At 40.4% G+C, this 22,583-nt stretch carries 20 protein-coding genes; 1 reads left to right on the forward strand and 19 read right to left on the reverse strand.

Annotated features, from left to right (window positions below; all coding sequences use genetic code 11):
- The first annotated feature begins 314 nt into the window (after positions 1-314).
- A complete protein-coding gene (locus AB5I83_RS12230; protein WP_448975694.1) occupies positions 315-1,367 on the forward strand; it encodes a M20 family metallopeptidase in 1,053 nt (350 codons plus the stop codon).
- 30 nt (positions 1,368-1,397) lie between these two features.
- Here the strand turns inward: AB5I83_RS12230 and AB5I83_RS12235 are convergent, their stop codons facing one another.
- The 19 genes from AB5I83_RS12235 to AB5I83_RS12325 all read right to left on the reverse strand — a co-directional run bounded on the left by AB5I83_RS12235 (position 1,398) and on the right by AB5I83_RS12325 (position 22,419).
- Positions 1,398-2,576, reverse strand: a complete 1,179-nt coding sequence (locus AB5I83_RS12235; RefSeq protein WP_448975696.1) for a hypothetical protein — start codon at positions 2,574-2,576, stop codon at positions 1,398-1,400.
- A 125-nt stretch (positions 2,577-2,701) separates the two neighbouring features.
- On the reverse strand, positions 2,702-3,886 hold the full coding sequence (locus tag AB5I83_RS12240; RefSeq protein ID WP_448975698.1) for an HD-GYP domain-containing protein: 1,185 nt from the start codon (positions 3,884-3,886) through the stop codon (positions 2,702-2,704).
- A gap of 218 nt (positions 3,887-4,104) precedes the next feature.
- Complete coding sequence (locus AB5I83_RS12245; RefSeq protein WP_448975700.1) at positions 4,105-5,340, reverse strand: ATP-binding protein; 1,236 nt, start codon at positions 5,338-5,340, stop codon at positions 4,105-4,107.
- 175 nt (positions 5,341-5,515) lie between these two features.
- Positions 5,516-5,872, reverse strand: coding sequence for an SCP2 sterol-binding domain-containing protein (locus tag AB5I83_RS12250; protein ID WP_448975702.1), 357 nt, complete (start codon positions 5,870-5,872; stop codon positions 5,516-5,518).
- Positions 5,873-5,989: 117 nt separating this feature from the next.
- The gene (locus tag AB5I83_RS12255) at positions 5,990-6,781 is read right to left on the reverse strand and encodes an ABC transporter permease (protein WP_448975704.1); all 792 of its coding nucleotides are present in this window, start codon (positions 6,779-6,781) and stop codon (positions 5,990-5,992) included.
- Positions 6,782-6,792: 11 nt separating this feature from the next.
- Positions 6,793-7,581 carry an ABC transporter permease gene (locus AB5I83_RS12260; RefSeq protein ID WP_448975706.1) on the reverse strand — a complete coding sequence of 263 codons (789 nt, stop codon included), beginning with the start codon at positions 7,579-7,581 and terminating at the stop codon, positions 6,793-6,795.
- Positions 7,556-8,581: an ABC transporter ATP-binding protein gene (locus AB5I83_RS12265; RefSeq protein ID WP_448975707.1), complete on the reverse strand. Its 1,026-nt coding sequence runs from the start codon at positions 8,579-8,581 to the stop codon at positions 7,556-7,558. The genes AB5I83_RS12260 and AB5I83_RS12265 overlap by 26 nt, the downstream gene beginning before the upstream one ends.
- Before the next feature lie 334 nt (positions 8,582-8,915).
- Positions 8,916-9,947 carry a glycosyl hydrolase gene (locus AB5I83_RS12270; protein ID WP_448975709.1) on the reverse strand — a complete coding sequence of 344 codons (1,032 nt, stop codon included), beginning with the start codon at positions 9,945-9,947 and terminating at the stop codon, positions 8,916-8,918.
- 103 nt (positions 9,948-10,050) lie between these two features.
- Positions 10,051-11,307, reverse strand: a complete 1,257-nt coding sequence (locus AB5I83_RS12275; protein ID WP_448975983.1) for a glycosyltransferase family 2 protein — start codon at positions 11,305-11,307, stop codon at positions 10,051-10,053.
- On the reverse strand, positions 11,300-13,060 hold the full coding sequence (locus AB5I83_RS12280) for a DUF2334 domain-containing protein (RefSeq protein WP_448975711.1): 1,761 nt from the start codon (positions 13,058-13,060) through the stop codon (positions 11,300-11,302). Before AB5I83_RS12280 ends, AB5I83_RS12275 begins: the two co-directional genes overlap by 8 nt.
- A 263-nt stretch (positions 13,061-13,323) precedes the next feature.
- Positions 13,324-14,865: a SulP family inorganic anion transporter gene (locus AB5I83_RS12285; RefSeq protein WP_448975712.1), complete on the reverse strand. Its 1,542-nt coding sequence runs from the start codon at positions 14,863-14,865 to the stop codon at positions 13,324-13,326.
- A 109-nt stretch (positions 14,866-14,974) separates the two neighbouring features.
- Complete coding sequence (locus AB5I83_RS12290; protein ID WP_448975714.1) at positions 14,975-15,340, reverse strand: DUF5658 family protein; 366 nt, start codon at positions 15,338-15,340, stop codon at positions 14,975-14,977.
- Between the two features lie 59 nt (positions 15,341-15,399).
- Positions 15,400-16,110, reverse strand: coding sequence for an LPXTG cell wall anchor domain-containing protein (locus AB5I83_RS12295; protein ID WP_448975716.1), 711 nt, complete (start codon positions 16,108-16,110; stop codon positions 15,400-15,402).
- Positions 16,111-16,307: 197 nt separating this feature from the next.
- Entirely contained in the window at positions 16,308-17,165 is an 858-nt protein-coding gene (locus tag AB5I83_RS12300) for a TasA family protein (protein ID WP_448975718.1), read from the reverse strand.
- An 81-nt stretch (positions 17,166-17,246) separates the two neighbouring features.
- Entirely contained in the window at positions 17,247-17,819 is a 573-nt protein-coding gene (gene sipW, locus AB5I83_RS12305; protein ID WP_448975720.1) for a signal peptidase I SipW, read from the reverse strand.
- A gap of 26 nt (positions 17,820-17,845) precedes the next feature.
- On the reverse strand, positions 17,846-18,871 hold the full coding sequence (locus tag AB5I83_RS12310) for a fibronectin type III domain-containing protein (protein WP_448975722.1): 1,026 nt from the start codon (positions 18,869-18,871) through the stop codon (positions 17,846-17,848).
- Positions 18,872-19,124: 253 nt separating this feature from the next.
- Positions 19,125-20,801, reverse strand: a complete 1,677-nt coding sequence (locus tag AB5I83_RS12315) for an acyl-CoA dehydrogenase family protein (protein WP_448975724.1) — start codon at positions 20,799-20,801, stop codon at positions 19,125-19,127.
- Positions 20,798-21,169, reverse strand: a complete 372-nt coding sequence (locus tag AB5I83_RS12320; RefSeq protein ID WP_448975726.1) for a MerR family transcriptional regulator — start codon at positions 21,167-21,169, stop codon at positions 20,798-20,800. Before AB5I83_RS12320 ends, AB5I83_RS12315 begins: the two co-directional genes overlap by 4 nt.
- Before the next feature lie 89 nt (positions 21,170-21,258).
- Positions 21,259-22,419 carry a murein hydrolase activator EnvC family protein gene (locus tag AB5I83_RS12325; protein ID WP_448975728.1) on the reverse strand — a complete coding sequence of 387 codons (1,161 nt, stop codon included), beginning with the start codon at positions 22,417-22,419 and terminating at the stop codon, positions 21,259-21,261.
- Positions 22,420-22,583 lie beyond the last annotated feature (164 nt).

Here is a 22,583-nt window from a genome sequence, read left to right on the forward strand (position 1 = left end):
TTTTATAATATAATAATATTTTCCTATAAAATCACCCTCTTTTTAACAAAAACACCCTTTATTAAAAATAAACTGAGTCTATCATCCTGTTTTTATCTCAAAAATAAGGGTATTTAAAACTATTTTAATAAATCTTTCTATTGGGAAAATTTCTTCGGGTCTCTAAATTTGATTCGAAGGAACTAGCAAATTATAGTGATTTTTTTAAAATAATGATGTGCTTAATAAATTTGATTGGTACTATTTACATTAATGATTGAACTCGATTGCTAGTGGTAATGTATTGTAGAACCTTTTCAAGGAGTGCATGTACGATGAAGGAATTATTGAAAGAATTGCTCTTGATTGACAGCTCCACAAAGGAAGGGGCCAATCAAGCGGTTGAGTTTTGCAAACAGTGGCTTATTGAGCATGAATTGCAGCCTAGTTTGATTGAAAATAATGGATACAAAATGCTAGTCTGCGAGATTGGCGAGGGGGATAAAACAATCGTTTGGAATGGCCATGTAGACGTTGTTAGCGGGAAAAAGGAACAATTCGTCCCTGTTGAAAAAAATGACCGGATCTATGCCAGAGGCGCGGCTGATATGAAAGCGGGCGTTGCAGCGATGATGGTTGCGATGAAAGAATTACACAATCAAAAAATTGGGGTGAAAATCCAGCTGCAGATCGTTTCCGACGAAGAAATTGGCGGGATGAATTGTACTGGTTATCTTGTGGAAAATGGTTATCGCGGTGACTTTGTGATTGCCTCTGAACCGACCCAGCTAGGAATCGCCCTGCAGGCAAAGGGTGTTTTGAGAATCGAAGTCGAGGTCACCGGAAAGTCCGCTCACGGCAGCAGGCCTTGGGAAGGCGAAAATGCGATTGTCAAAGCCTATCAAATTTATGAAAAGCTGCTAGAGTTGCCTTTTACAAAAGAAAGCTCAGAGTTCTATCGGTCACCCTCTATTAATCTAGCGATCATCTCGGGCGGTGAAGTTTTTAACAAGGTTCCTGATCACTGTGTCATGTCCCTGGATATCCGCTACCTTCCTGGACAGGACGCCGATGTGATTGTGCAGCAAATTGAAAGCATCTCAGATGGTAAAGTTACCGTCAGCCTTAAAGGAATCCCTGTGGCGACAAAGCGAGATGATTCATTTATCACTCAGTTGAAACCAGTTTTAGAAAAGCATGTTGCTGGTGAAGCAGTGATGTTCGGCCAGCACGGAGCAGCCGACACCCAGTATTATGCAGCACATGGAATCCCGGCAATCGAGTTCGGCCCCAGCGGAGCAAACTGGCATGGCGATGACGAATTTGTCGAGCTGGAATCACTTGAAAAGTATAAAGAGATTTTAATCGATTACGTGAAATCTTATTAAAAATTAAAAGACAGCCACTCGGCTGTCTTTTTAACTGCTAAAACGATATTTCTTTGACCAAGAATATAGCAATAATCCTAAAACCAAAACAATTTGCAGCAAAAAGACAACCGAATCCCAAAAACGAATGCTGCTGATTGGTTCCAAGAATCCCGGCAGCATGATGTCATTCACAGCGAACACCATTTGTGGAATGTAGTAGGAAGCGGTGATGGCAAAGGTGAGCAGGATGCCTGCAAGATAGAAATAGGCGTACCTGCGGACAATCCTCTCTTCCCCGTCGAATGTTTCCGTTTCTGGCACTCTCAGAAAAGGCAGCCACTCCGCTAAGAAGTTCCGCCCATTTTCCATTAGATTGTAGCAGCCGGTTTTGTTTTCAAGGACATAGTAGAGATCCGTTTTCATGAATACGGCAGCTTGAAAGATGAGGCGGATGAAAGTGTTCAGTACAATCAATTTTAGAAGACCCGTTATGATAGTTTCTTCACTCACCAAAACCTGAGCAGCCAATGCCAGAAACAATACCAAGATATCAAAATACATCCCAGCAAGAAATAATTTATTGCGCTTTTCAGCCGGCAATTTCCAAACTTGGGACATATCCGTCTCCAACACAACGAAAAACAGACGGTTCCCCACTTCTATTTTTGCTGGCAAACCCTCAGATCGGACCGCAAGCACATGGCCAAATTCGTGGAGGATTACAAGCAAGAAGCTGATTAACAGTAAGGCCACCATATTTTGTACCATTAGGTCAAACGCAAACAGATCCGAATAGCGTGGGAATAGCTCTGGGTTAAATAAAAACAGACCTACGATTGCTATGAGCACAAATAAATACAGCTTTGAACTTTTGCTGTTAAAGAAAAAGTGGCCAACTACTTTTGGAATCCACGAGAAGCCGGAATGATTCTTGACTAAACGTATCCCATGGATTGCTTCACCATCAATTGCACTAACCAACTCCAGTTTTAGTAATTGATTTACAAAGTCTATTAAATTAATTTCTTCACCGGGATAGTCAGACACTAAAGACTTTTCAATTTCAGTTAGCGTCTTTTTTTGTAGAAGTAACTTGATTGCCGTGATACAAACCTCTGACATTTCATAAAATTCGCCGGTAGCCTCATCCTCAACTATGTAGTATTTTTTATCTTTTCGTATTTTCAGAGGATAAAGAGTAACGACTGATTCGTAGGATACATTCATATTACCACCCTAATCTCAGGCAAAATAAGCGATGATCCTCGAACATCAACGTGGAAATAAAGCACACCACCAGCAAGTCGTTTTGATCCTCTTTAATTTGCGTATTTTCATGATGTCACCTCCTTTCAACTAATGTTTGAGTGAACAGGAAGACCCTTTGACCATTCATATTTATTATGGAAGTTAACCCATTCTGGGAACACCTCTTTAAATAGTTCCACAAGGTCAGGGTCAAATTGTGTACCCTGACCTTCAATAACTCTTTTGTATGCCTCTTCAACAGGCATCGCCGACCTATACGACCTTGAGGAAGTCATAGCATCAAAAGCATCTGCGATGGATACTATTCTTGCAGAGAATGAAATCTGCTCACCCTTAAGCTGATCGGGATAGCCCTTTCCATCCCATCTTTCATGATGAGATCTGATAATTTCTATGCTATCACCAAGGCCATTTACTTTTGCAATTGCTCCTGCACCTACTTCAGGGTGCGTTTTAATGACTTCATATTCTTCTTTGGATAGTTTCCCAGGTTTAATTAGTATTGAATCAGGTATATTCACTTTTCCGATATCATGCAATAAACACGCATGTGAAAAAGAGCGAAGTTCCTCTTGTGAAAATGCCCCAGTCGCTGTTGCTAATGAGTGTGCATAATAAGCCACTCTTTCACTATGCCCTCTAGTATATGGGTCTTTAAGCTCCAGTGTTGCAATGACCCCTTTAACAATGCCGGATAACTGATTGTCATAAGAAGTTCTGATTGCACTTATATATCCCTGAAATCTTTTTAAAATAATGAATCCTATTAAAGAAAGGGCTACAATAAGAGCTATTGGAAACAATACACCCGTAGTTTTAAGGAAGAGTCCGATAAAAGCATATTTTAAAATAATTCCTAAAGACACTGTCCAGTAAAATAAAGAACTCACAAAGATAGGAGCGAACAGAATGAGAAAAACTTCAACTACATTACCACTTTTATACTCATAACCACTTCCATAATACGTAAAAGAATCATATAGGACTGTTAAAACCAAATAAGAAATAACAAAAAAATACTTGAGCATTGGCAATTTAGTTTTTTTGGCCAAAAATACAACAACCGGAAGCAGCAGAAGAATCAAGAAATAATAGTAATATCTATAAATCCCAAAAAATTCAATGTCCTGTTGCAAAATTTGTTTTGGGTAAATATAAAAATAGAAGACATCAAAAGCAATAAATAGTCCATAAAATAATGTCAAAAACCATTTTATAGCTCTTTTTTCTTCATGATTTAACGAAGGATCCTTAAAATTTGTCTGCATATATGTACCTCGCAATTTCACTTAAAGCGTAAAACCTTCTTTTCCATTCTTATCGCCAAAAAATCAGATAGTTTAATAGTAATAATAAACGCAATCACAAATGAATATAAAGACCTATAAAACCATCGTCAAATATCGACATTTGTTTCATTATAAACCAAAAGGACTATTTAATAAAATAGTCCTTTTGGTTTATTTAATGGATATCTTTTCATGATTTAGCCACAATCTGGGGTAGCCGGAAGTATTATTGTCACAGTTGTTCCTTTGCCAGGCTCACTTTCAATAGCTAAACTGCCATTATGTTCTTCAATGATTTTCTTAGTTACCATTAACCCTAATCCATTACCATTATTCTTGGTCGTATAAAATGGTTCTCCAAGCTTAGCCAGTTTATCTGGATCAATGCCACAGCCATCATCTTTAACCGAAACTTCAACTCGATTGTCTGCTTGTTTTGTTTTGATTACAACGGTACCTCCATGTGGCATAGCTTCCATTGCATTCTTGATTAAATTGATAAAAACTTGTTTTAACTGATTTTCATCACATACAAGAACAGTTGAACCTTTTATATCCAAGTTTATTGTTACATCTTTTCTTTGAGCATGTGGATCAATTACAGACAAGACGTACTCGATTATTTCTTTAAGGCTTTTTTCCGTCTTAACAGCTGTGTTAGGTTTTCCTAAGATTAATAGATCATTTACGATTGCATTAATCCTATCTATCTCATTTAGCATTATAGGATAATAATGATCATCGCCTTTATCTTTCTCTTGTTGCAACTGTGTAAAGCCCTTCAGCGCTGAGAGCGGATTCTTTATTTCATGGGCAATCGCTGCTGCCATTTGCCCGATTACTGCTAATTTTTCTTTCTGCCTCAAATCATTATACATTGTAGAGATGGCATTAATATATGATTGGAAACGTGTAAGAAGAATCCAGGATATAATAGCAATAAAAATAATCAACCCCATAGGGAATAAAACTTTAGGTGCTTGGAAGATGATCCCGAATAACGAATATTTTATAAAAAAGCCTAACGTCATAGCCCAAAAGAATCGCTTGTTAACGAATATCGGCGAGAACAAAATAAAGTAGATTTCCAGAACATGGCCGCTTTTAAACTCATGGTCTGTTCCCCAATAAATCATGAAATTATTAATAGAATCTATCAGTACAAAAGCTAGAAAGTAGAAATACTTAACTTTTTCGGGCTCTCCACGTCTTATTAGTAAAATACCTACTGGAATAAGTAAGAATAATAAAATATGAAAGAAAAAACCTAGTCCGCCATCAGGTAAGCCCATTGCTTCTTTATTTAAATAAGGAACTATAAAATAGTAAATAATATCATATGGGAAAAGGATTATATAAAAAGTCCACAAAAAGAACTTAACCGCTTTTACTTCTTCATATACTAAGACCGAATTTTTTTTGAATGGTTCCATACGGAATCTCCTTAAATCTGAAAACTTGATAGCCTTATTATATCAGGATGTGTCAGTTCTTGTTACATTTTGTCTCATCACGCAACGAATTTTTAATAAATCTTTTTTATGGATGGAAAGGAATTTTTTATGGAATCAAAAATGGACCAGGCGATTAGATGCCTGATCCATTTTTTTATACTGTTTCGCTTAGGTTGTATTCGTTGAGGATTCCTTCGAGTTTGAGTGCGAGTCCCATGCTGCCATGGACTTTCAGCTTTCCTGTCATGAAGGCGGCTGTTCCGTTTAACTTGCCCATGATCATCTTCTTGAAGTTTTTATCTGACAGCGTCAGGGTGCAGTCTGGTGTTGCTTCTGTTCCTTCAACTACCCGGGCAGTTCCATTTGTGATCAACAGCTGGAATGTCCCGGTGTCATCTCCCGTGATGTCATATTGATAGACCGTATTCATGCCTTGAATCGGCTCAGGCCTTTCTGTCATGACCCTCTCGATTTCCTGCCATATTTCTCTGACCGACTTAGTTTCCAACATCTTCTCCACCTCTATCAATCTATTTATTTCCATCTTACCCGACGGAAGTCCTATTGGGCAATCCGAAAATGAATATATTATCCGATAATTCAAAATATTCGCCGGGTTGCTTTTAGATTAACTGCCCGTACTCGCGAAAGCCTTCAAGCCTCTGTTCCAAAATGCGTAGGCAAGCCCGCAGCAAACAATCGCTGCAACAGGGGTCCAGAGCGCGAATTCCTTGTAGCCGGACTTGTCGATAAAATAGGCTGCCGGATAGAATGCCGTGAAACCGTATGGAATGATCCATGTCAGAAACATGCGGATTCCTTTGTGATAGATGGTCAGCGGGTATCTCGCAAAGTCACTCAGGTTGAAGACTGCCCATACAATCGGCAGGCTGTCGATCATCCAGAAGCTGAACGTCGCAAAAAATAAGTTAATCGCCACAAAAATCAATCCTGATGAGATAATCATGACAACCAGCATCACGATTTCCGCTGCTCCCCAAACTAGGTCAAGCTGTGGAATCGCTGTTCCCAGGATGATTAAACCAATGATCAGCTGGCCAAATCCGTCCTGATGCAATCTGTCCGCAACGACATGGAATAACGGATTGACCGGCCTGATCAGCAGGCGATCCAGCTTCCCTGGCCGGATATATTGCCAGCCAAGCGTCCATAGATTATCAAAGAAAATCTGGTGGATCGAACGGCCCGTTGCTGCGATGCCGTAGATGAACAATATCTCGTAAAACGACCAGCCATTGATCTGCTCAATGTGGTCGAACACCACTTTTACAAAAAAGATTGAAGCAAACTGCTCAAGCATAACTGAGGCGACACCGATCAAAAAGTCGATCCGGTACTCCATCATCACCTTCATATGGCTCTTCGCAAACTCCCAATATAATCTCGTATAACGACGCATAAAATCGCCTCCTATCCTCCAAAAATCGTAATCTGTTTAATCGCCTGCGACCAGATGACCCTTACCAAAACATATAATGAAATGAGCCAGAATAACTGGATTCCAAGTGCCATATAAGCGTCAGTTCCGGTAATCAGACCGGAATAGATGGAAACCGGCAGATACACCATCGCCTGGAACGGTAGGAATTCGGTTATCGTTCTAAGCCAATCCGGAAAAAGTGTGATTGGTACCAATGCCCCTGAGAAAAAGGTGATCAATGATTCCTTCAGCACTCGTACACCCCATACATTGACGGTCCAGAATGCAAGAACACCGACAAGGAAATCGAAGAATGTCCCAATCCAGATGCCAACAAGCGCACTCACTATAAATAGCAAGATGGTTTCGGGCGATTTTGGAAAGCTTAAATCCATAAAAAAGTAAGCAATCAGTACCATTGGAAGTGTACCCTGGATCAGGTACATGATTTTCTCTCCAATATCCACTGCGAACATTTTAAAAATCATATCGTAAGGACGCATCAGCTCAATCGCTACCTGGCCCTCCTTGATATTTTCCGCAAGCTCATTCCCGACACCGCCGACAAAACCTTGAAGCAGCATCGCAATCACGATATACGTAATCATTGTTTCCAGATTGATGTTTTCAATCGTCGTCTGGTTCGCGTAAACAGCCTGCCAGAAGAAGTAAATAATCAACAGCCTCATCACCGCCGAAACGGTTCCAGCCCAGTACCAGGCCGAATAGGCCGTGTTTTCCTGCATCCGTCCTTTAGCTATTTGCCAATACTTTTTCATGCTCTCCCCCCTGTTCCTGCTTGTTGTACAGCTCCTCGACGATCGTCTCGATCTTAGGGTCCGCAATATTCAAATCGCCAATTTCATACATGCTCATCATTTCCGAAATCACGAACGAGCTTTTAACCGTCTCATGGTCAAACGATAGGCTGACCTTCGTTTCTTCTTCATTCGGTAAAACTTCTACGTGATCAGTAAGTGAAGCAGGAAGTGTGAACTTCTCTTTATCTGCCAGTTCAAAATGGATTACCCTTTGTTGGCCGAATTGCTTTTTAATCTGCTCAAGTCCACCATCGTATAAAATCGTACCACCATCAATGATGATAATCCGGTCGCAGATTTCCTCTATGTCCTGCATGTCATGTGTAGTCAGCAGCACTGTTGTGCCCCAGCGCTGATTCATTTCTTTGATAAACTTACGAATCTTTACTTTCACCGCAATATCAAGACCGATTGTCGGCTCATCCAAATAGACAACCTTAGGTCTGTGAAGGAAGGCTGCAGCCAGTTCACAGCGCATTTTTTGCCCAAGCGAAAGCTGTCTGACTGGAATGCCAAGTAATGGCTCCAGGTTCAGTACTTCAGTGAACATCTCGACTGTCTCCTGATACTCCTGCTCCGGAATCTCGTAAATATGTTTTAACAGATTATAAGACTCACGAACCGGGATATCCCAGAACAGCTGCGTCCGTTGCCCGAAGACCGCCCCGATATTGACCGCATTCTTCTGGCGGTTTTCATATGGCACCAGCCCATTCACCGTCACCATACCCGACGTCGGTGTCAGGATTCCCGTCAGCATCTTGATCGTCGTCGACTTCCCCGCACCATTCGCACCGATATAGCCAACCGTCTCCCCCTGCTCAATCGTAAAATTAATCCCCTGCACCGCATGCTTCGTCTCATACTTCCGGTTAAAAAGCGACTTGATTGCTCCCTTAAGACCAGGATCACGCTTCACCAATTTATATTCCTTCTTCAAATTCTCAACTGTAATCATCTAAATCATCCTTTCATTAAGAAAAGTGCACACTCCCTGTTCAATCCTGACAAACGCTTGCATTAAACAGCACTTCAAACCCAGAGAACATACATTCGCTTTCCAGGCACAAAAAAACCACAGACATCCCAGTCCGTGGTTACGCAGTTATTTTAACAAGACAAAAATAAACGCTACTACACACAATACAGGCAGGCCGAAGGTATACCATATGAAATTGTTGTTGCTGTTCCATTAGTTGTGTTAATCATTTCGACTGCCTCCTTAGGTTAGTTGAATACTTTCATATTGTACCTGCATAAGAAAAAATTGTAAAGGATTTATTTTACAGTACTTATTTAACAAAACCTTGATTTCTCAAAACACTTTCAGCAAGCATCGGAAGCAAATTATCAAATATATGAGTGTCATCGTCTTTATTCACTGAATAACCACCGTAATGTCTGCTTAGAGGATTTTCTTCTTTAAACTTTATCATCCTCTTATATAGGGACAATGCAAAATCATGATCTCCATTTTCAAGTGAAAGCAATATTGCCAGTGCATAAAGCGCGGGTGACTCATAAGTAACGGCCGGTTCAGAGCTGCCTCGGAAATAACGTCCAAAAATCTTGCCATCTCTTATGAATTTCTTTTTTAACAATCCCAGGAATTCTTCATTTTGCTGACCAATTTTAGAACGATTAATGGCAATCAGCAGCTGATCAATCATATTGACTTCATCATCAAAAAAATAAGACTCCTGCTCTACATTATAGGATTTTGCGAAGAAACCGCTCCTAGAGGGCGTATATGACAGCACACGCATCATTTCCTGATAAACTTTCTCGTCTGAAAATCCGTATTCATCTATCTTTGCTAATGCTTCCGTGTCAATATAAGCTATCGTAACTGTGTCACTTTTGGAATTCGTTTGATAATCATAATAATCTGCCAACAGATTCTTCACCTTAGTATTTAATTCCATTTGCAAGTAAATTTTTTTCCCTGCATTTACATACTCTTGATTGCCCCACAGCTCGTATGCATCGATTAAACAATTAATGATTCTTAGGTCATCAACTGTCGCATTTGTGGTAATGTTTGGCGTACCATTTTTCATTGTTTTCCAGTGAATAAAACCTTCATCATTCATGAAATACCGGGTAAGGATAGAATACTGTTTTTTAAATAAGATAAAATCCTCTCGTTCAATTGCATACTGCATCATGATTCCCAGACTTTCGGATAGTGCTTCTCTACCGCTTACAAGGTCAGCATCCTGGACTGCAGACTCATTTGCATAGGTTGACAGAGTGCCATTATGATTGGTCAACCATCTTTTGACGAAGTCCTCTGTAGGATTCGTCTTACTAACGTTTAACATATATAAACTCCAAACCAAAAATAAGATGATAACTGACAGTATCATTTTTTTACCTATTTTAGGAAATTTAGTTCCCCATCGCATCATATTCACTTCTTCTCAATTAAGCAGATTGTTTATACCGCTGTGTCTTATACCATTTAACTTCTTGCTTGAATAGCATGCGTTTGCTTTCAAGAAACAGAGAGCATATGACCAGGAGAAGCCAAATTTGCGAGTAAGTAAAGTACATAAGGATAATGACCAGGAAGTTCTTGACCGTCAGCTGGCCTTTTTCAATGCTTAGTGCAAGAGAAACTTCCGAGAGATAGAGAAGAAAAGCGAGTACGAACAGGGCGGTAGATGCAGCGCCTGCAGAGAGCTGGATATCGGTGAACAAGTTTAAAACAAAGATGATGTCAGAAACAAGCACTCCGAATAAGAACAATAAGTAAGTGAATAGAAAATAACTTAAATCAAGAAGGACTTTTCTGTTCTTCAATTTTGATAAGTCAAACAGGTACTTTGATATAACATATTGATTCCCACGCGCCCATCTTGTTCTTTGCTTCCACCACACCCTCCAGGTTTCAGGTTCTTGTTCCCATGTAATCGCGGCAGGAAAAAAGCGAATATGGTACCCCAGGTTATATACACGAAAACTTAATTCTGTATCCTCGGACAATGCTTTTTCATCCCAGCCTCCAAGCTTCTCCAAAATGGAACGCCTGATGGCAAAATTCGTACCTGGGATTGTAGCAAGTTTAAACCAAAACCAGCGGCCGCCCTGAGCCAGCCATTGAAAAGTGATCGTTTCAATATTTATGAATCTTGTCAGAATATTTTTGGTTGCATTGACGACACGAAATTTACCTACTGTGGCACCTGCTTTAGGATCATTTTGCAATCCCATTACAAGGTAATGGACTGAATTTGGTTCAGGCGTGTTATCCGCATCATAGACGACAATCACTTTTCCTGTAGAGTTTTTCAGACCTTGATTTAACGCACCAGACTTCCCTTTCCCAGCATATGGAGGCTTCGTATGAACAACCTTTAAAAATGAATTCTCTCTTGCGTATGAATCAGCGATTTCACCCGTTCTATCTGATGAATTATCATTAATAACGATTACTTCTAGTTTTTCTTTCGGATAATTAAGCTTCAACATTGCTTTAATTGTGTTTTCTATCACAACTTCTTCATTATGCGCTGGTATCAATACACTGACTTTAGGTAGAATATAAAGATTCCCTTCCCATTCTTTTGCTGTTTTCCTGTATCTTAAAAAGTGGGAGTGTCCCCCTTTCATCAAAAACATATGGTAAATCAACATGAACCAGATTAGAAAAAGCGAAAAATAAAATAATAAATTACTCATCATATTCCCCTCCTTCATTTCTGGCTCTCCTGATATTCAGCCTGATGGCATAATAGGTGAACATTATAACCATCAGGCCTGCAGCCGTGACAATCCCCCATAAAGTAGTATTGATGGCTGATTTCACATGTGGCTTATAGTAATTTGGCGAACCTTTCAAAAGGCCAAAATAATCGATTGATAACTCTACTTCATTATCCACACCTGCTGTGAGGGAAATATTGTCGACTCCTACATAATTGTTCATTTGTGCTAAATCAATCCAAGAAAGGTTTGGAATTTTTTCTAGTTGGTCCATTAAATCTTTGAAACGTTCTACTCCTAAATATGGATGATAAAACCCAGCAACATAACCATCCCTTACAATCAGCTGATCTTTTGCCGCCTCCATCATTTCATCTATTGCATGAGGATTATCAGGTTCCACATATCCTATAGTTTCAGGCAGCAATTTCATACCATGTAAAAAGCTTGGATAGGATACATATGGTGATGCAGCCATGATCCTCCAGTCCCTGTCACCGAGCTGAAGTTGGCCTACATAAGTTGAGAAGTGGTCGGCTAAAATTTCATATCCACTTTGTGACATCGTATAATGAGGAGCCTCAAATGCTAATGGATATAATCCTAACCCCACCATTTCCTGAATGGCGTTGTTAACCTTGGATTTAATATATTCTGTTTCAAACGCTTTTTGCTTTCCAAGGTGCTCTAAATAATCCTTTTCACTGTCAAAATCTGTTCTGCTTTTTACGATAGGTGTCTGTCCTGCCGGTACTGTGACAGGCATATTGGCATCAACATCCCAAAACTCAAAGCCTTCCCCCGTTTCATCATCTTTATATTGGTGAGTATAACCATGCACGATGATGCTTCCGCCATTTTTCTGCATAAACTTCAAGGCGTCCAATACTTCTGGAAAATCACTGAATCTCGACTCCTCACCAGTCTCTGGATTACGATAAACCGGTATTACGGACACAATGTATGGAATGTTCTTCTTTTTAAGGATGACACCTATTTCTTTTAACACATATGGATCAGTTAATGGATGGATATCTTCTAATCTTAAATATGCTGGATTTTCTGTTTCATGATCAGCCTCGAAAACATCATGAAGAACTTCGCCAAGATAAACGGAAAATAATGAATCAATGCGATCAGAGGAAAAATAATAATTTTTTTCATTTCGAATGAATAATGGGTAGGTTTTCCCCCTTCCCATTCCTTTTACCAACACCTCTGTGCTGTCATCAGGAGTGATGGCTGTGATTACCCGCATATCTTCCATTTCTCTGACTTTATTACCTTCGACAAGAACTAATTGATTAATAGCCGCTTGTTGATCCTGCTTAAAGAATCCAAATCTCTTGCCAAGCTGCTCTTTATTATGGCCAATTGCCATGACAGTCCCAGGAAATCTGTCAATCGATTCTGCTAAGGAATCCGGGAGCACATCTGCTGTTTCTCCATAATAAATTAATGTTGATACTCCACTTAAGTCGGTTTCCCTTAAGTCCTTAGCATTTTTCATTATCAGCTCTTTTGAAAAATGACTAACCAGCATATCCAAAAGCCTTTGATTTTCACTGATCTGTCCAGTTTCAGTTGAATAGATAATTACCGTTTTACTATCTTCGCGAGGGTCACCATCAGATTCAGCCTTTACAGATACAGTTAGTGCAGAGCTAATAAAAAGAACTAAGGCGATTACTTTCATCCTGTTATTCAGCCAAAACTGATAAATCCACATATGGTTGCACTCCTCTAATTCGTATTGTTCTATAAAAAGAACATACATAAATATTATAAAGAACACAATGTGGATAAAAGACGATTTTTATGGATTTTTACTTACTTTCCTCATATTTCCTTTCTATTGCTTCCTAAATCATAATATATTGTTCTTTAATAAGAATTTATCGTGCAATTATAAGAACAAAAAAACTTCTGCATTAAGGGATGCAGAAGTTTAATGGATATTTATTAAAATTTGAAGCTGACTGAATTTATTACTTAAGTGGCTACTAGTTCTTCATCAATATCCTTGTTGCTTTTTTGCTTTAGAAGCTCCTCCAGAGTGTCATAATGACCAGCAGGGCCAAACTTCTGAAATATATTCATCTTCCTTAGGAAGCCTCCAAGATCCAAATCATTGCCGACAAGATAAAGGGTTTGCCCTCGCCCGCTCAATTGATCTCTTAACTGGAGCAACAGCAACGCACCTGAAGCGTCTACAACAGTAACTTTTTCTAAATCTATGACGATTTCCGGACTGCTATCCGAACTAATCGTCTTGGTGATCAATTCAGTCGCACCAAAATACAGCGGCCCTTCCAGGCTGTATACCTTCAAGTCGTTTTCCGTTTTACCATTGATTTTAAAGCCTTCCTCACTCATACGCTTCATGAAAATCAGCGCGCTCATCACAATGCCTACTCCGACCGCAACCATTAAATCAATGACCACCGTTAATATCATCGTCACTAGCATGACGGCTGCATCCGTTTTTGGCTCATCCTTCAAAATTTTCAAGCTGTCGTAATCGAACATTGTGATCCCCGTCATGATTAAAATCCCGGCAAGCACGGCCAGAGGAATCTCCTCAGCTAGCGGGCCGAACACGAGCATGAACAGCAGCAAGGCAACACTGTGGACCATTGCTGACAGAGCAGTCTGGCCACCGCTACGCAAATTGACCACTGAACGGACAGTCGCACCAGCACCGGGCATTGCACCGAATAGTCCAGCTATGGTGTTACCAATACCCTGGCCAATTAACTCTTTATTGCTCTTGTGCTTTGTACCCGTCATATTATCCATGACAACTGAAGTTAGCAACGAGTCAATCGACCCAAGAACGGCGATACTTAACGCTGCCGGAATCAATTGGATGATGACACCCAAGTCAGCAATTGGCAGGTGAAGTTGTGGCAAGCCTTTTGGAATCTCGCCAATTCTTTCTGCAGTGTCAAAGAAAATGAAGTCGTTTATAAATGGCATTGTAAAATGAACGGCAGGAAACACTTTTTCCAGAAGGATTACCGCCACTGTTCCTAAAATCAGAGCCATCAAGCTTGGAGGTATGATCTTGATCCATTTCATCGCTACCAGCATAAAGATAATCGTCAACAGCACGACCAAAAAGCTGCCCGTCACATACTGCAGCTGCCCCATGATAATGATGATGGCAATTCCGTTCATAAAACCGCTGACCACCGGCAAGGGAATGAATTTCAAATAATTCCCCGCCTTCAAGATCCCGAAGACAATCTGAAAAAGTCCACCCATAAACGCGGCAATAAACGCATACTCCAATCCCTGAGTCGCCACAATCCCAGTAAAGATAATCGTGATCGGCCCAGTCGGACCCGTCACCTGCCCCTTCGTACCGCCAAACAAAGCCGCAAAAAAACCAGTGATGATGGCACCATACAAACCAATGATCGCCCCATCCGAATTACCCGTCGCCTGCATCCCAAAAGCCAACGCAAGCGGCAGCGCAACAACCGAAACCGTAATCCCGGCCAATAGTTCACGCTTCAGGGTTTGAAACATCTGTGTACGCCTTCTTTCTTATATATGATAAGAAAAATTATACTCCTGTCAGAGTGATATTGAATATAGAATAAATAGAAATTTGAGGAACATTTCAAGTTTTTAGCTATTAAAAAACGAGGACAAGCCAGAAGACATGCATGAAGACAACTGCAGTATACGCAGCGGATGCAAAAATTGTGATGCCCTTGATCAATGAAGACTGAGGAACTACTTTAAAAAGAACAAACAATAAAAGGAAGATGGAAAGAGTGACTTTTATGAGGATGAACAAGAATGGATGTGCTTCATAGACTGTAAGCATAAACGGATTCAATTCAGAAATCAAAGAATTCTCTAGACCGATCCAAGTTAACGCTGCGTCAAATAGATTAAGGGTTATTAGGTAATAGAAGAGTAATGTCAACGGAATCACCTCAGAACTAATTAGAACTATCCATAGTTTTCCCAAACAAATGGCACTGTTAACATTCATTTGATTATTTCTCCTTGATAAACTATTAAGGCCTTGAAGTTATTAACTCCAGGCCTTAATCAGTTATCACGGCGGTTTCTTCTTCTATTGAGTAAAAGCAGGACACTTCCACCACCCAATAAAACTCCTCCAACAAGAAGTAAATTGTAATTATTAGTAGCAGTATTAGGAAGTCTGTTTACGTCCTTAGGTATTACAACAACATCAGTAACATCTGGGGTTTTTGGATCCTCTGGAGTTTCTCCTGAAGGTTCCTCGCAACCTACCTGGGAAGGATCTTCCTCACAGCTTGGAGGAGTATTGGTAATTCCTTCTGCATAAAAGATGATCTCAGCCTCCGCCGCAGAACCCTGGAACTCATTTCCCAGCTCATATGGCATAGTAACCTGAAAAAACAATGTCTCCTGTGACCCTTTTGAGAGCACACGTGGATTAAGACCTTTGAAATCTTTTAGTTTGCCATCGAAGAGAACGACAGAATCTTTTTTAACCAATAACAGCAACTCTTCAAAAAGACCTTTATATGACTTCGTTTCACCAACCTGGGCAGTGTATTTAAAGTTTTGCTTCCCATCATTTTTGATGACTAGATCACGTGACATCCAGTCGCCGGGTTTGATGTTTGAGACATTAAATAAATAGCCATTTGGGATGGTGTTTATGTCGATTTCTTTTTCGGAGGCGGATGCCTGTTTTAAAGAATGATTGAAAAGTAGTAATGTTAGAACAACTACCTTTAAAACTATTAATAGCCATTTACTTTTTTTCATCGCATACCTCTAATATTTTTAAATTGAGATAGGGAAGGTGACTAACCTCCATACCTCTTACATCACCGTACTTACGGTCCTTTTAATTTTATGTCTAACTCGTGTTTTTACCTTGCGGCTAGTTCTTAGTACTTATTCAAATTCCGCACCCAATTATGTAGAAAAGGTGGGATAACCCACCTCTTCTACTATTTATATTAGTCTTCTGTTTCAGTATCTTTATATTTTCCACCTTCAATTGTTACAGGATCTGGTAAGCTTCCTGCATCAGATGAACCTTGAACACCATTGTTTACTGTTCCGTTTTTACGGTGAACATCCATAAACATTCCTTCCCATTGCGTAGCTTCCAAGTTGAAGAAGAAATCAATTTTGTCTCCTTGATATTTATTCTGTACGTAAGTCCCATCAGCATTTTTATCGGTGGTATTATTTTTAAATGTAATTTTAATTCCCACTGCGTCATTGTCTTCTGGTGTAACTGGAATACCTCTGTAGTCTTCTTCACCTGGAGCTACAGTTAATGGAGCTAAGTTCAAGCGTTTAGTCCCGTCACTTGCTTTGAATTCGTCTTTAATTTTATCGTAGAAGTCACCGTTTACTAAATCAGCTAATGTAATTTTTTCACCTGTTTTTATAACACTATTCCTTGGTTCGTAGGTAGGGGCAGGAGACTCGCTATCTGTATTGAAGAAGTCGATTTCAAATTGTGAGAGATATTCTTCATCCGTGTTTTCACCGCCATTAACAGCGTCAGTACCATTAACAAAGTTAGCAGCAGTCGTATCCAATAACACTTCCTTTATTGCGATGGACCCCGCATTACTTAGTTTAAAGATTCTTCTTACACTATCTCCAGGTTTCATGTTTGCAAGATCAAAATTCAGAACGTGATAAGGATGATTTCTACCTACCTCAAGGTCGAGTGTTCCTGCAGCAAAGTGGTTATTAATCGTTGCAGTATCGTTGAATGCTGCCCAAGTTCCTCCACCTACTAGTGATAATCCTAGTGCTGCTGATGCTACGCCTAATCCTAATTTCTTTTTTACTGACATTAGTATTTCCTCCTCATTGTTTGCCTCGTTTAAGAGGTATGTAATTTTATATATTGAATCCCATAAGGGACTGCAACCAAATTAAGCTGTCTTTTCTTCATTGCCCGGCGTTTTTGGATCAATCTCTTTTAAAGCTGACCAGATTGTGATTCCTGAGTAACCTAACAGCAGGATACCTGGAAGAATCAGCATGATTGCCATACCCTTACTTGACTTTGCAAAATCTATGAAATATCCAAGGTAAGGTACTGTGACATCAGTATATTTAGCTACAACATTTTGTGATAATACGGGTTGGGAATCGAAGTCTTTGTTGTTATCTCCTTTTGTTTGATACATGGTTTGATCTTTTTGTTTGATTACATCTGTGATTCTGTGAGTGACAAGATTTCCATCTTGCTGCATGTAGGTGATAACATCACCCTTCTTTAAGGCAGTTGAATCCTCAACTGGTTTAACTGCGATAATTGAACCTGTTTTAAAGGTTGGTTCCATTGATCCTGATAATACTGTTTTCAACTGGTATCCTAGAAACTGCGGCTCCCCTCCTGATGCTTTGGATGATATAACCACAAAAACCATGAAGATGAGCAGCAGGAACAATATTGTTGTAACAAGACTACTAAGTATATTGAGGACTTTTTTAGCATTCATAGGTATCAACCTTTCATCTTAGACTGTTATTTATGCCAAGTAACTTCAATAGGTACTCCTGGAGATTCATTTCCGGAAGTGTCAACGGTTGTTATTTTATAACTGTGATTTTTTTCTGAAACCTGATCTGAGTAATTGTTCGTATTCACATTGTCTGCAATTAATTGATCGTCTCTGTATATTCTTACATGGCTATAATCCGAGTCTGATGGAGGATTCCAGGATAGTTCGACTTTGCCGCTATTCCCTGTTTCAGAACCACTTGGATTTATTACTTCTCCAGGAGACTGTGTATCTTGTTCAGGTTCTGTTGGGCTGGTTTCAGGTTGTGGTTGCTCACTATTCTGTTCAGGATTGGTTGAAGCTTCAAAAATTGCTGTTCCAAGATTTTCGCCCTGATTATTTACTTCTACTATGTGATAGATATATTTTGTATCCGGCTTTAATCCTGTATCTTCAAACTGACCATTCATGATGTTTTCAGCGATTGGAGCAGACTCATCATTTCTATAAATCTTTATCGATTTAAATTTATTATCATCAGGATTGGTCCAAGTTAAGGTGATGGTATTGCTAGTCTTGGTAGCTTTTATATTGGATATCCTGCTGCCTTCTGAACATGGGGCACTGGTATGATCACCACAAGATTCACGATTGTGACCAGGGTTATCTTCATCCTCTCCCTTTTCAGAATCACATTCATCTCCAGGTTCACAACCATTTCCTATACCTGAATTATCTTTGCAGTACTCTTTATGTTCTTTTGCCCATTCTTTATCTGCACAATAGTTATCCGCTGCAGCTATTGTTTCGCTTATTGTTTCGACATCGTTAAAATAAGCCCCGGTATCTGCCGTAAGATAAGAACCAGAAAGAATCAATAAGTACCACAGGGCCACAATCTTTGCTGCAATCAGGAGCCCTTTGCCTTTTTTCTTAAACTTTCTCAGCCTGCTGTATCGAATTTTCCTTCCCTCCCAACCAACCTTTTGTGTGGCACTGGCTATCTTATGTATAAAATCGAGAACGAAGTTGGTGATTGTTTTTCTCACTTTTATCAACTTCCTCAGAGAACATTTTCGTTCTTTTTAACGAACTTTATATTGTGAGTATATGCCAACATACTAGTTTTGAAAAACGTCAAATTCGGCTGTTTTTTCTTAATAACGCACGAATATTGTTCGTTATCTCTATTTATCTCCATTTTTCTTAATTTTTTGTAATTTAAACAGAACACTTTGTCATTTATATAGAACGATAAGCATATAAAAAACGCCTCCTACATAAGGAGACGTTTTTATCTGGCTATTTTACCAGAGATTTTTCTTGTGATAAGATTTCACTGACGATCTCATAAAAATAATTCACTGGCTTTAATTGATCAATAAACTCATGTCCAGATTTCCAAGTTTCTTCTATATAAACTTCCATCAACTTCTGAGCTCGTTCATCCCTACCTGAAGCATACTCCAGCGCATTCACACTCTCAAAAATCTTCACCATCAATTCAGCCACCGTTTTGGAGTGATATGTTTTATGGTCATGGGAAGCCGTTTTTAGTGACACAAGCAATTTCTCCAGCTGCTCAATCCCGCCATGAACTTGGTCTACATACTGACCTTCCATCCCAGCAACACGCTCTTTCATCTCCTCCAAAAACAGTTCCCCAGCTCCGAACTTCTCCATTAACCTCAACACTTCAAGCCCAAGAATATTCGCAGTCCCCTCCCAAACGGTCAACACCTGTGCATCTCTCAACAAACGCGGCGTAACAAAGTCTTCGATATATCCGTTTCCGCCGTGCATTTCGATTGCTTCGTGTGCAAAGTGGACAGCTTGTTCTGCAGTTTCTTTTTTGAGTAGGGCAATGTAGAGTCGATTCAATACGATATCTTTTTCGCTTACTCCTGGTTCATTCCTCATGACTTTTTCGAACAGTGGAAGATACTTAAACACGGTTCGGGTTTCAACTTCGAGTTTTACGGCCATTTTTACCAGAGAGTCTTTGATCATTGGAAAATCGGCGAGTTTCTTGCCGAAGGCGTCCCTCTTCAGTGCGTATTCCCTTGCTTCGCGGTAGGCTCGGCGCATGATGCCGAGTGAGGCGACGGTGTTGCAGACGCGGGAGAGGTTCAGTGCTTCCATCATGTAATAGAAGCCTTTTGTTGGGTCCCCTACTACAAAAGCTTCTGCTCCTTCGAACTCTACTTCGGCGGATGGCACTGCGCGTACTCCGAGTTTATCTTTGAGTCTGCGAATTTTGATGCCGTTGAGTTTTCCGTCTTCTTTGCGCCATGGGACGGCGAACAGTGTCAGGCCTTTTGTGCCGGATGGGGCTCCTTCTTTCCTCGCTAAAACCATGGCGACTCCGCACATTCCTGCGTTGGAGGCGAAGTATTTTTCTCCGTAGATTTTGTAGCCGTCCGCTGTTTGGACTGCCTTCACTACGTTTGCGCCGACATCGGATCCGCCCTGACGCTCGGTCAAGAAGGTGGCGCCTTCGTATAAAGTTGTTTCTCCTGTTGATAAAACATGGGGAAGAAATTTCTCTTTTACCTCTGGTGATGCGTACTGGTCTAATAAATACGCGGTGGCCATCGTCAATGTAACTGGACAGTAAAAGCCGGCTTCGGTTTGGGACAATAGATAGCCCTGAGCATAGGAATAGATATAATTCCCGCGTCGTCCGAGTTCGGGAATATCCTTATGAACATAACCGACAATCCCGGTGTTATAAGAATCCTCGACCGTTTTCCGGTAACCATCGTTCACCCATACTTCGGAAATATCGTCGCCATAGGCATCAAACTTTATTAGCTTAGGCTGGCCTTCGCGGTCGGTGAATCTGGCGCGCTCGTCAATTTCGTTGGCGCACCTTTCACCGAACGCCAGCAGCTCTCGATCGGCGTATTCAAAGAACTCTTCATCCAATAACTCATTCAACAAAGCTCGAAACTGTGGTTCTTCACTGTAAAAATTCATTCCTTTAGCCTCCCTTTGAATTCAGATAACAGCCTTTCAATTTCTTCCCTGATCTCAACTAGTTCACAAATCCGTTCATTCACTTCTGCGAGCTTTTCTTCTCCGTACTGTATCGTCACCTTCAGCTGTTTTTCACCAGTCCGATCCACGTCGAACAGAAGCACCATTTCCTTGATTTCATCAAGCGAAAAGCCGAATCGCTTCCCACGGAATACGAGTTTCAAGCGTGTTACATCACTAGCAGTGTAAATCCGCCGTCCACCTTCAGTCCGTGATGGCAGCAGCAAACCGATTTCTTCGTAATAGCGGATGGTACGGGTTGTCACACCGAACTGCATCGCCAAGTCAGAAATCGTGTACATCAGCAAAACCTCTTTTTTAACAGAATAGTCAGTAAATTAATTATACCATTGACGTTAACGTAAAGAGCAAGCCAGATTTCCACTGGAAACCTGGCTTATTTTTTTACATATTGAAGTGGATCGATGCTGTTTGATTTCTCATAGTTCCACTGGCCTTCATGAATTTCGAAGTGCAGATGCTTCCCCCTGCTGTCGCCGGTGTTCCCCATATAGCCCAGCAATTCGCCTTTTTTAATAGATTGACCTGTTGTGACTGTGCTTTTTTCCAGGTGGGCGTAAAGGGTAGTGAAGGTCCTATCGTTGATTTTGTGGGTGATCAGAACACAGTTACCGTAGGTTACGGAATAATAGGAGCGGATGACGGTTCCGGATGCAGCCGCGACGACTTCTGTTTCGACTGATTCATCGGCAATATCGATTCCTGCGTGCAGCCTGCCCCATCTTGGACCGTAACCAGAGGTCTGTTCTCCCTTTGTAGGCATGATAAAAAGATCCTCAGATTCAGAGGGATGATCCTCCACTCTCTGGTTTTCTTTTAAAATCGCAATCTCCTGGGAGGCGAGGTTGACATAGACCTCGTACATGTCCATCAGCTGTGATTCACTTTCCTCCTTGGAGGCATGAACAGTTTCAAGCAAGCGCTGCTTCTCCTCCGACTTCTTCTCCAAGTCAGCTTTCAGTGACAGTAGTTCCTGTTGATCCTTTTCGAGCAAAATCACTTTGTCTTGGAGTGCATTTTCCCGTTCCTTTAGTGTCTCCAAGTCAGCTTTATGCTTTGCCAGCAAATTCTTATCAGCCTTAATAATTGTGCTTACCGCGATTGCCGCATCAAACAGCTGGGACATGTTTTTCGAATCAAAAATCAAATCCACATACATTCCCAATCCATCATTATTCTGCATCAAACGCAGCCTTTTTTTGATTAATTGCTCCCGATGTTGGATGTTGGAGTTGAGATTGCGAATTTCATTTTCCATGTCCGTTGCAGATTGTTCCGATGAATCAAGGACGATTAGAAGATCCTTGATTTTCTGATTCAGCTCTGACATCTCATCATCGAGCGACTTCAGTTCAGTTAGATACTTTTCCTCAGCCTTTTCCAACGTTTGAATTTGTTTTTCTTTTTCATTGAAATTCTGCTTTAGGTCGATACGTTTCTGCCGAATTTCGGTCAGACTCTCTGATGTTTCAGCGTAGGCTGCACTCATTCCAGTCAGCCCAATCGTCACTGCGAGGAATACACTACGTTTAAGCACCCTTTCCCTCCATTATTCAAGTCTGCATGACTGATTCTATGTATTCTTTAACTCAGTATATAATGCCAAAAACAATAATGTTGTCGAGTTCTGTTGCGAATCGTGGGAGAAATCTATTGCTGTGCTATTAATTTCTCAGAAACCAATTAATATTTTCACCTTAA

It is taken from the genome of Mesobacillus sp. LC4 (assembly GCF_053543455.1).

Coding starts and splice junctions, on each gene's coding strand:
- AB5I83_RS12230 (WP_448975694.1), top strand. CDS start 315: ATGAAGGAATTATTGAAAGAATTGCTCTTGATTGACAGCTCCACAAAG.
- AB5I83_RS12235 (WP_448975696.1), bottom strand. CDS start 2,576: ATGAATGTATCCTACGAATCAGTCGTTACTCTTTATCCTCTGAAAATA.
- AB5I83_RS12240 (WP_448975698.1), bottom strand. CDS start 3,886: ATGCAGACAAATTTTAAGGATCCTTCGTTAAATCATGAAGAAAAAAGA.
- AB5I83_RS12245 (WP_448975700.1), bottom strand. CDS start 5,340: ATGGAACCATTCAAAAAAAATTCGGTCTTAGTATATGAAGAAGTAAAA.
- AB5I83_RS12250 (WP_448975702.1), bottom strand. CDS start 5,872: ATGTTGGAAACTAAGTCGGTCAGAGAAATATGGCAGGAAATCGAGAGG.
- AB5I83_RS12255 (WP_448975704.1), bottom strand. CDS start 6,781: ATGCGTCGTTATACGAGATTATATTGGGAGTTTGCGAAGAGCCATATG.
- AB5I83_RS12260 (WP_448975706.1), bottom strand. CDS start 7,581: ATGAAAAAGTATTGGCAAATAGCTAAAGGACGGATGCAGGAAAACACG.
- AB5I83_RS12265 (WP_448975707.1), bottom strand. CDS start 8,581: ATGATTACAGTTGAGAATTTGAAGAAGGAATATAAATTGGTGAAGCGT.
- AB5I83_RS12270 (WP_448975709.1), bottom strand. CDS start 9,947: ATGTTAAACGTTAGTAAGACGAATCCTACAGAGGACTTCGTCAAAAGA.
- AB5I83_RS12275 (WP_448975983.1), bottom strand. CDS start 11,307: ATGAGTAATTTATTATTTTATTTTTCGCTTTTTCTAATCTGGTTCATG.
- AB5I83_RS12280 (WP_448975711.1), bottom strand. CDS start 13,060: ATGTGGATTTATCAGTTTTGGCTGAATAACAGGATGAAAGTAATCGCC.
- AB5I83_RS12285 (WP_448975712.1), bottom strand. CDS start 14,865: ATGTTTCAAACCCTGAAGCGTGAACTATTGGCCGGGATTACGGTTTCG.
- AB5I83_RS12290 (WP_448975714.1), bottom strand. CDS start 15,340: ATGAATGTTAACAGTGCCATTTGTTTGGGAAAACTATGGATAGTTCTA.
- AB5I83_RS12295 (WP_448975716.1), bottom strand. CDS start 16,110: ATGAAAAAAAGTAAATGGCTATTAATAGTTTTAAAGGTAGTTGTTCTA.
- AB5I83_RS12300 (WP_448975718.1), bottom strand. CDS start 17,165: ATGTCAGTAAAAAAGAAATTAGGATTAGGCGTAGCATCAGCAGCACTA.
- sipW (WP_448975720.1), bottom strand. CDS start 17,819: ATGAATGCTAAAAAAGTCCTCAATATACTTAGTAGTCTTGTTACAACA.
- AB5I83_RS12315 (WP_448975724.1), bottom strand. CDS start 20,801: ATGAATTTTTACAGTGAAGAACCACAGTTTCGAGCTTTGTTGAATGAG.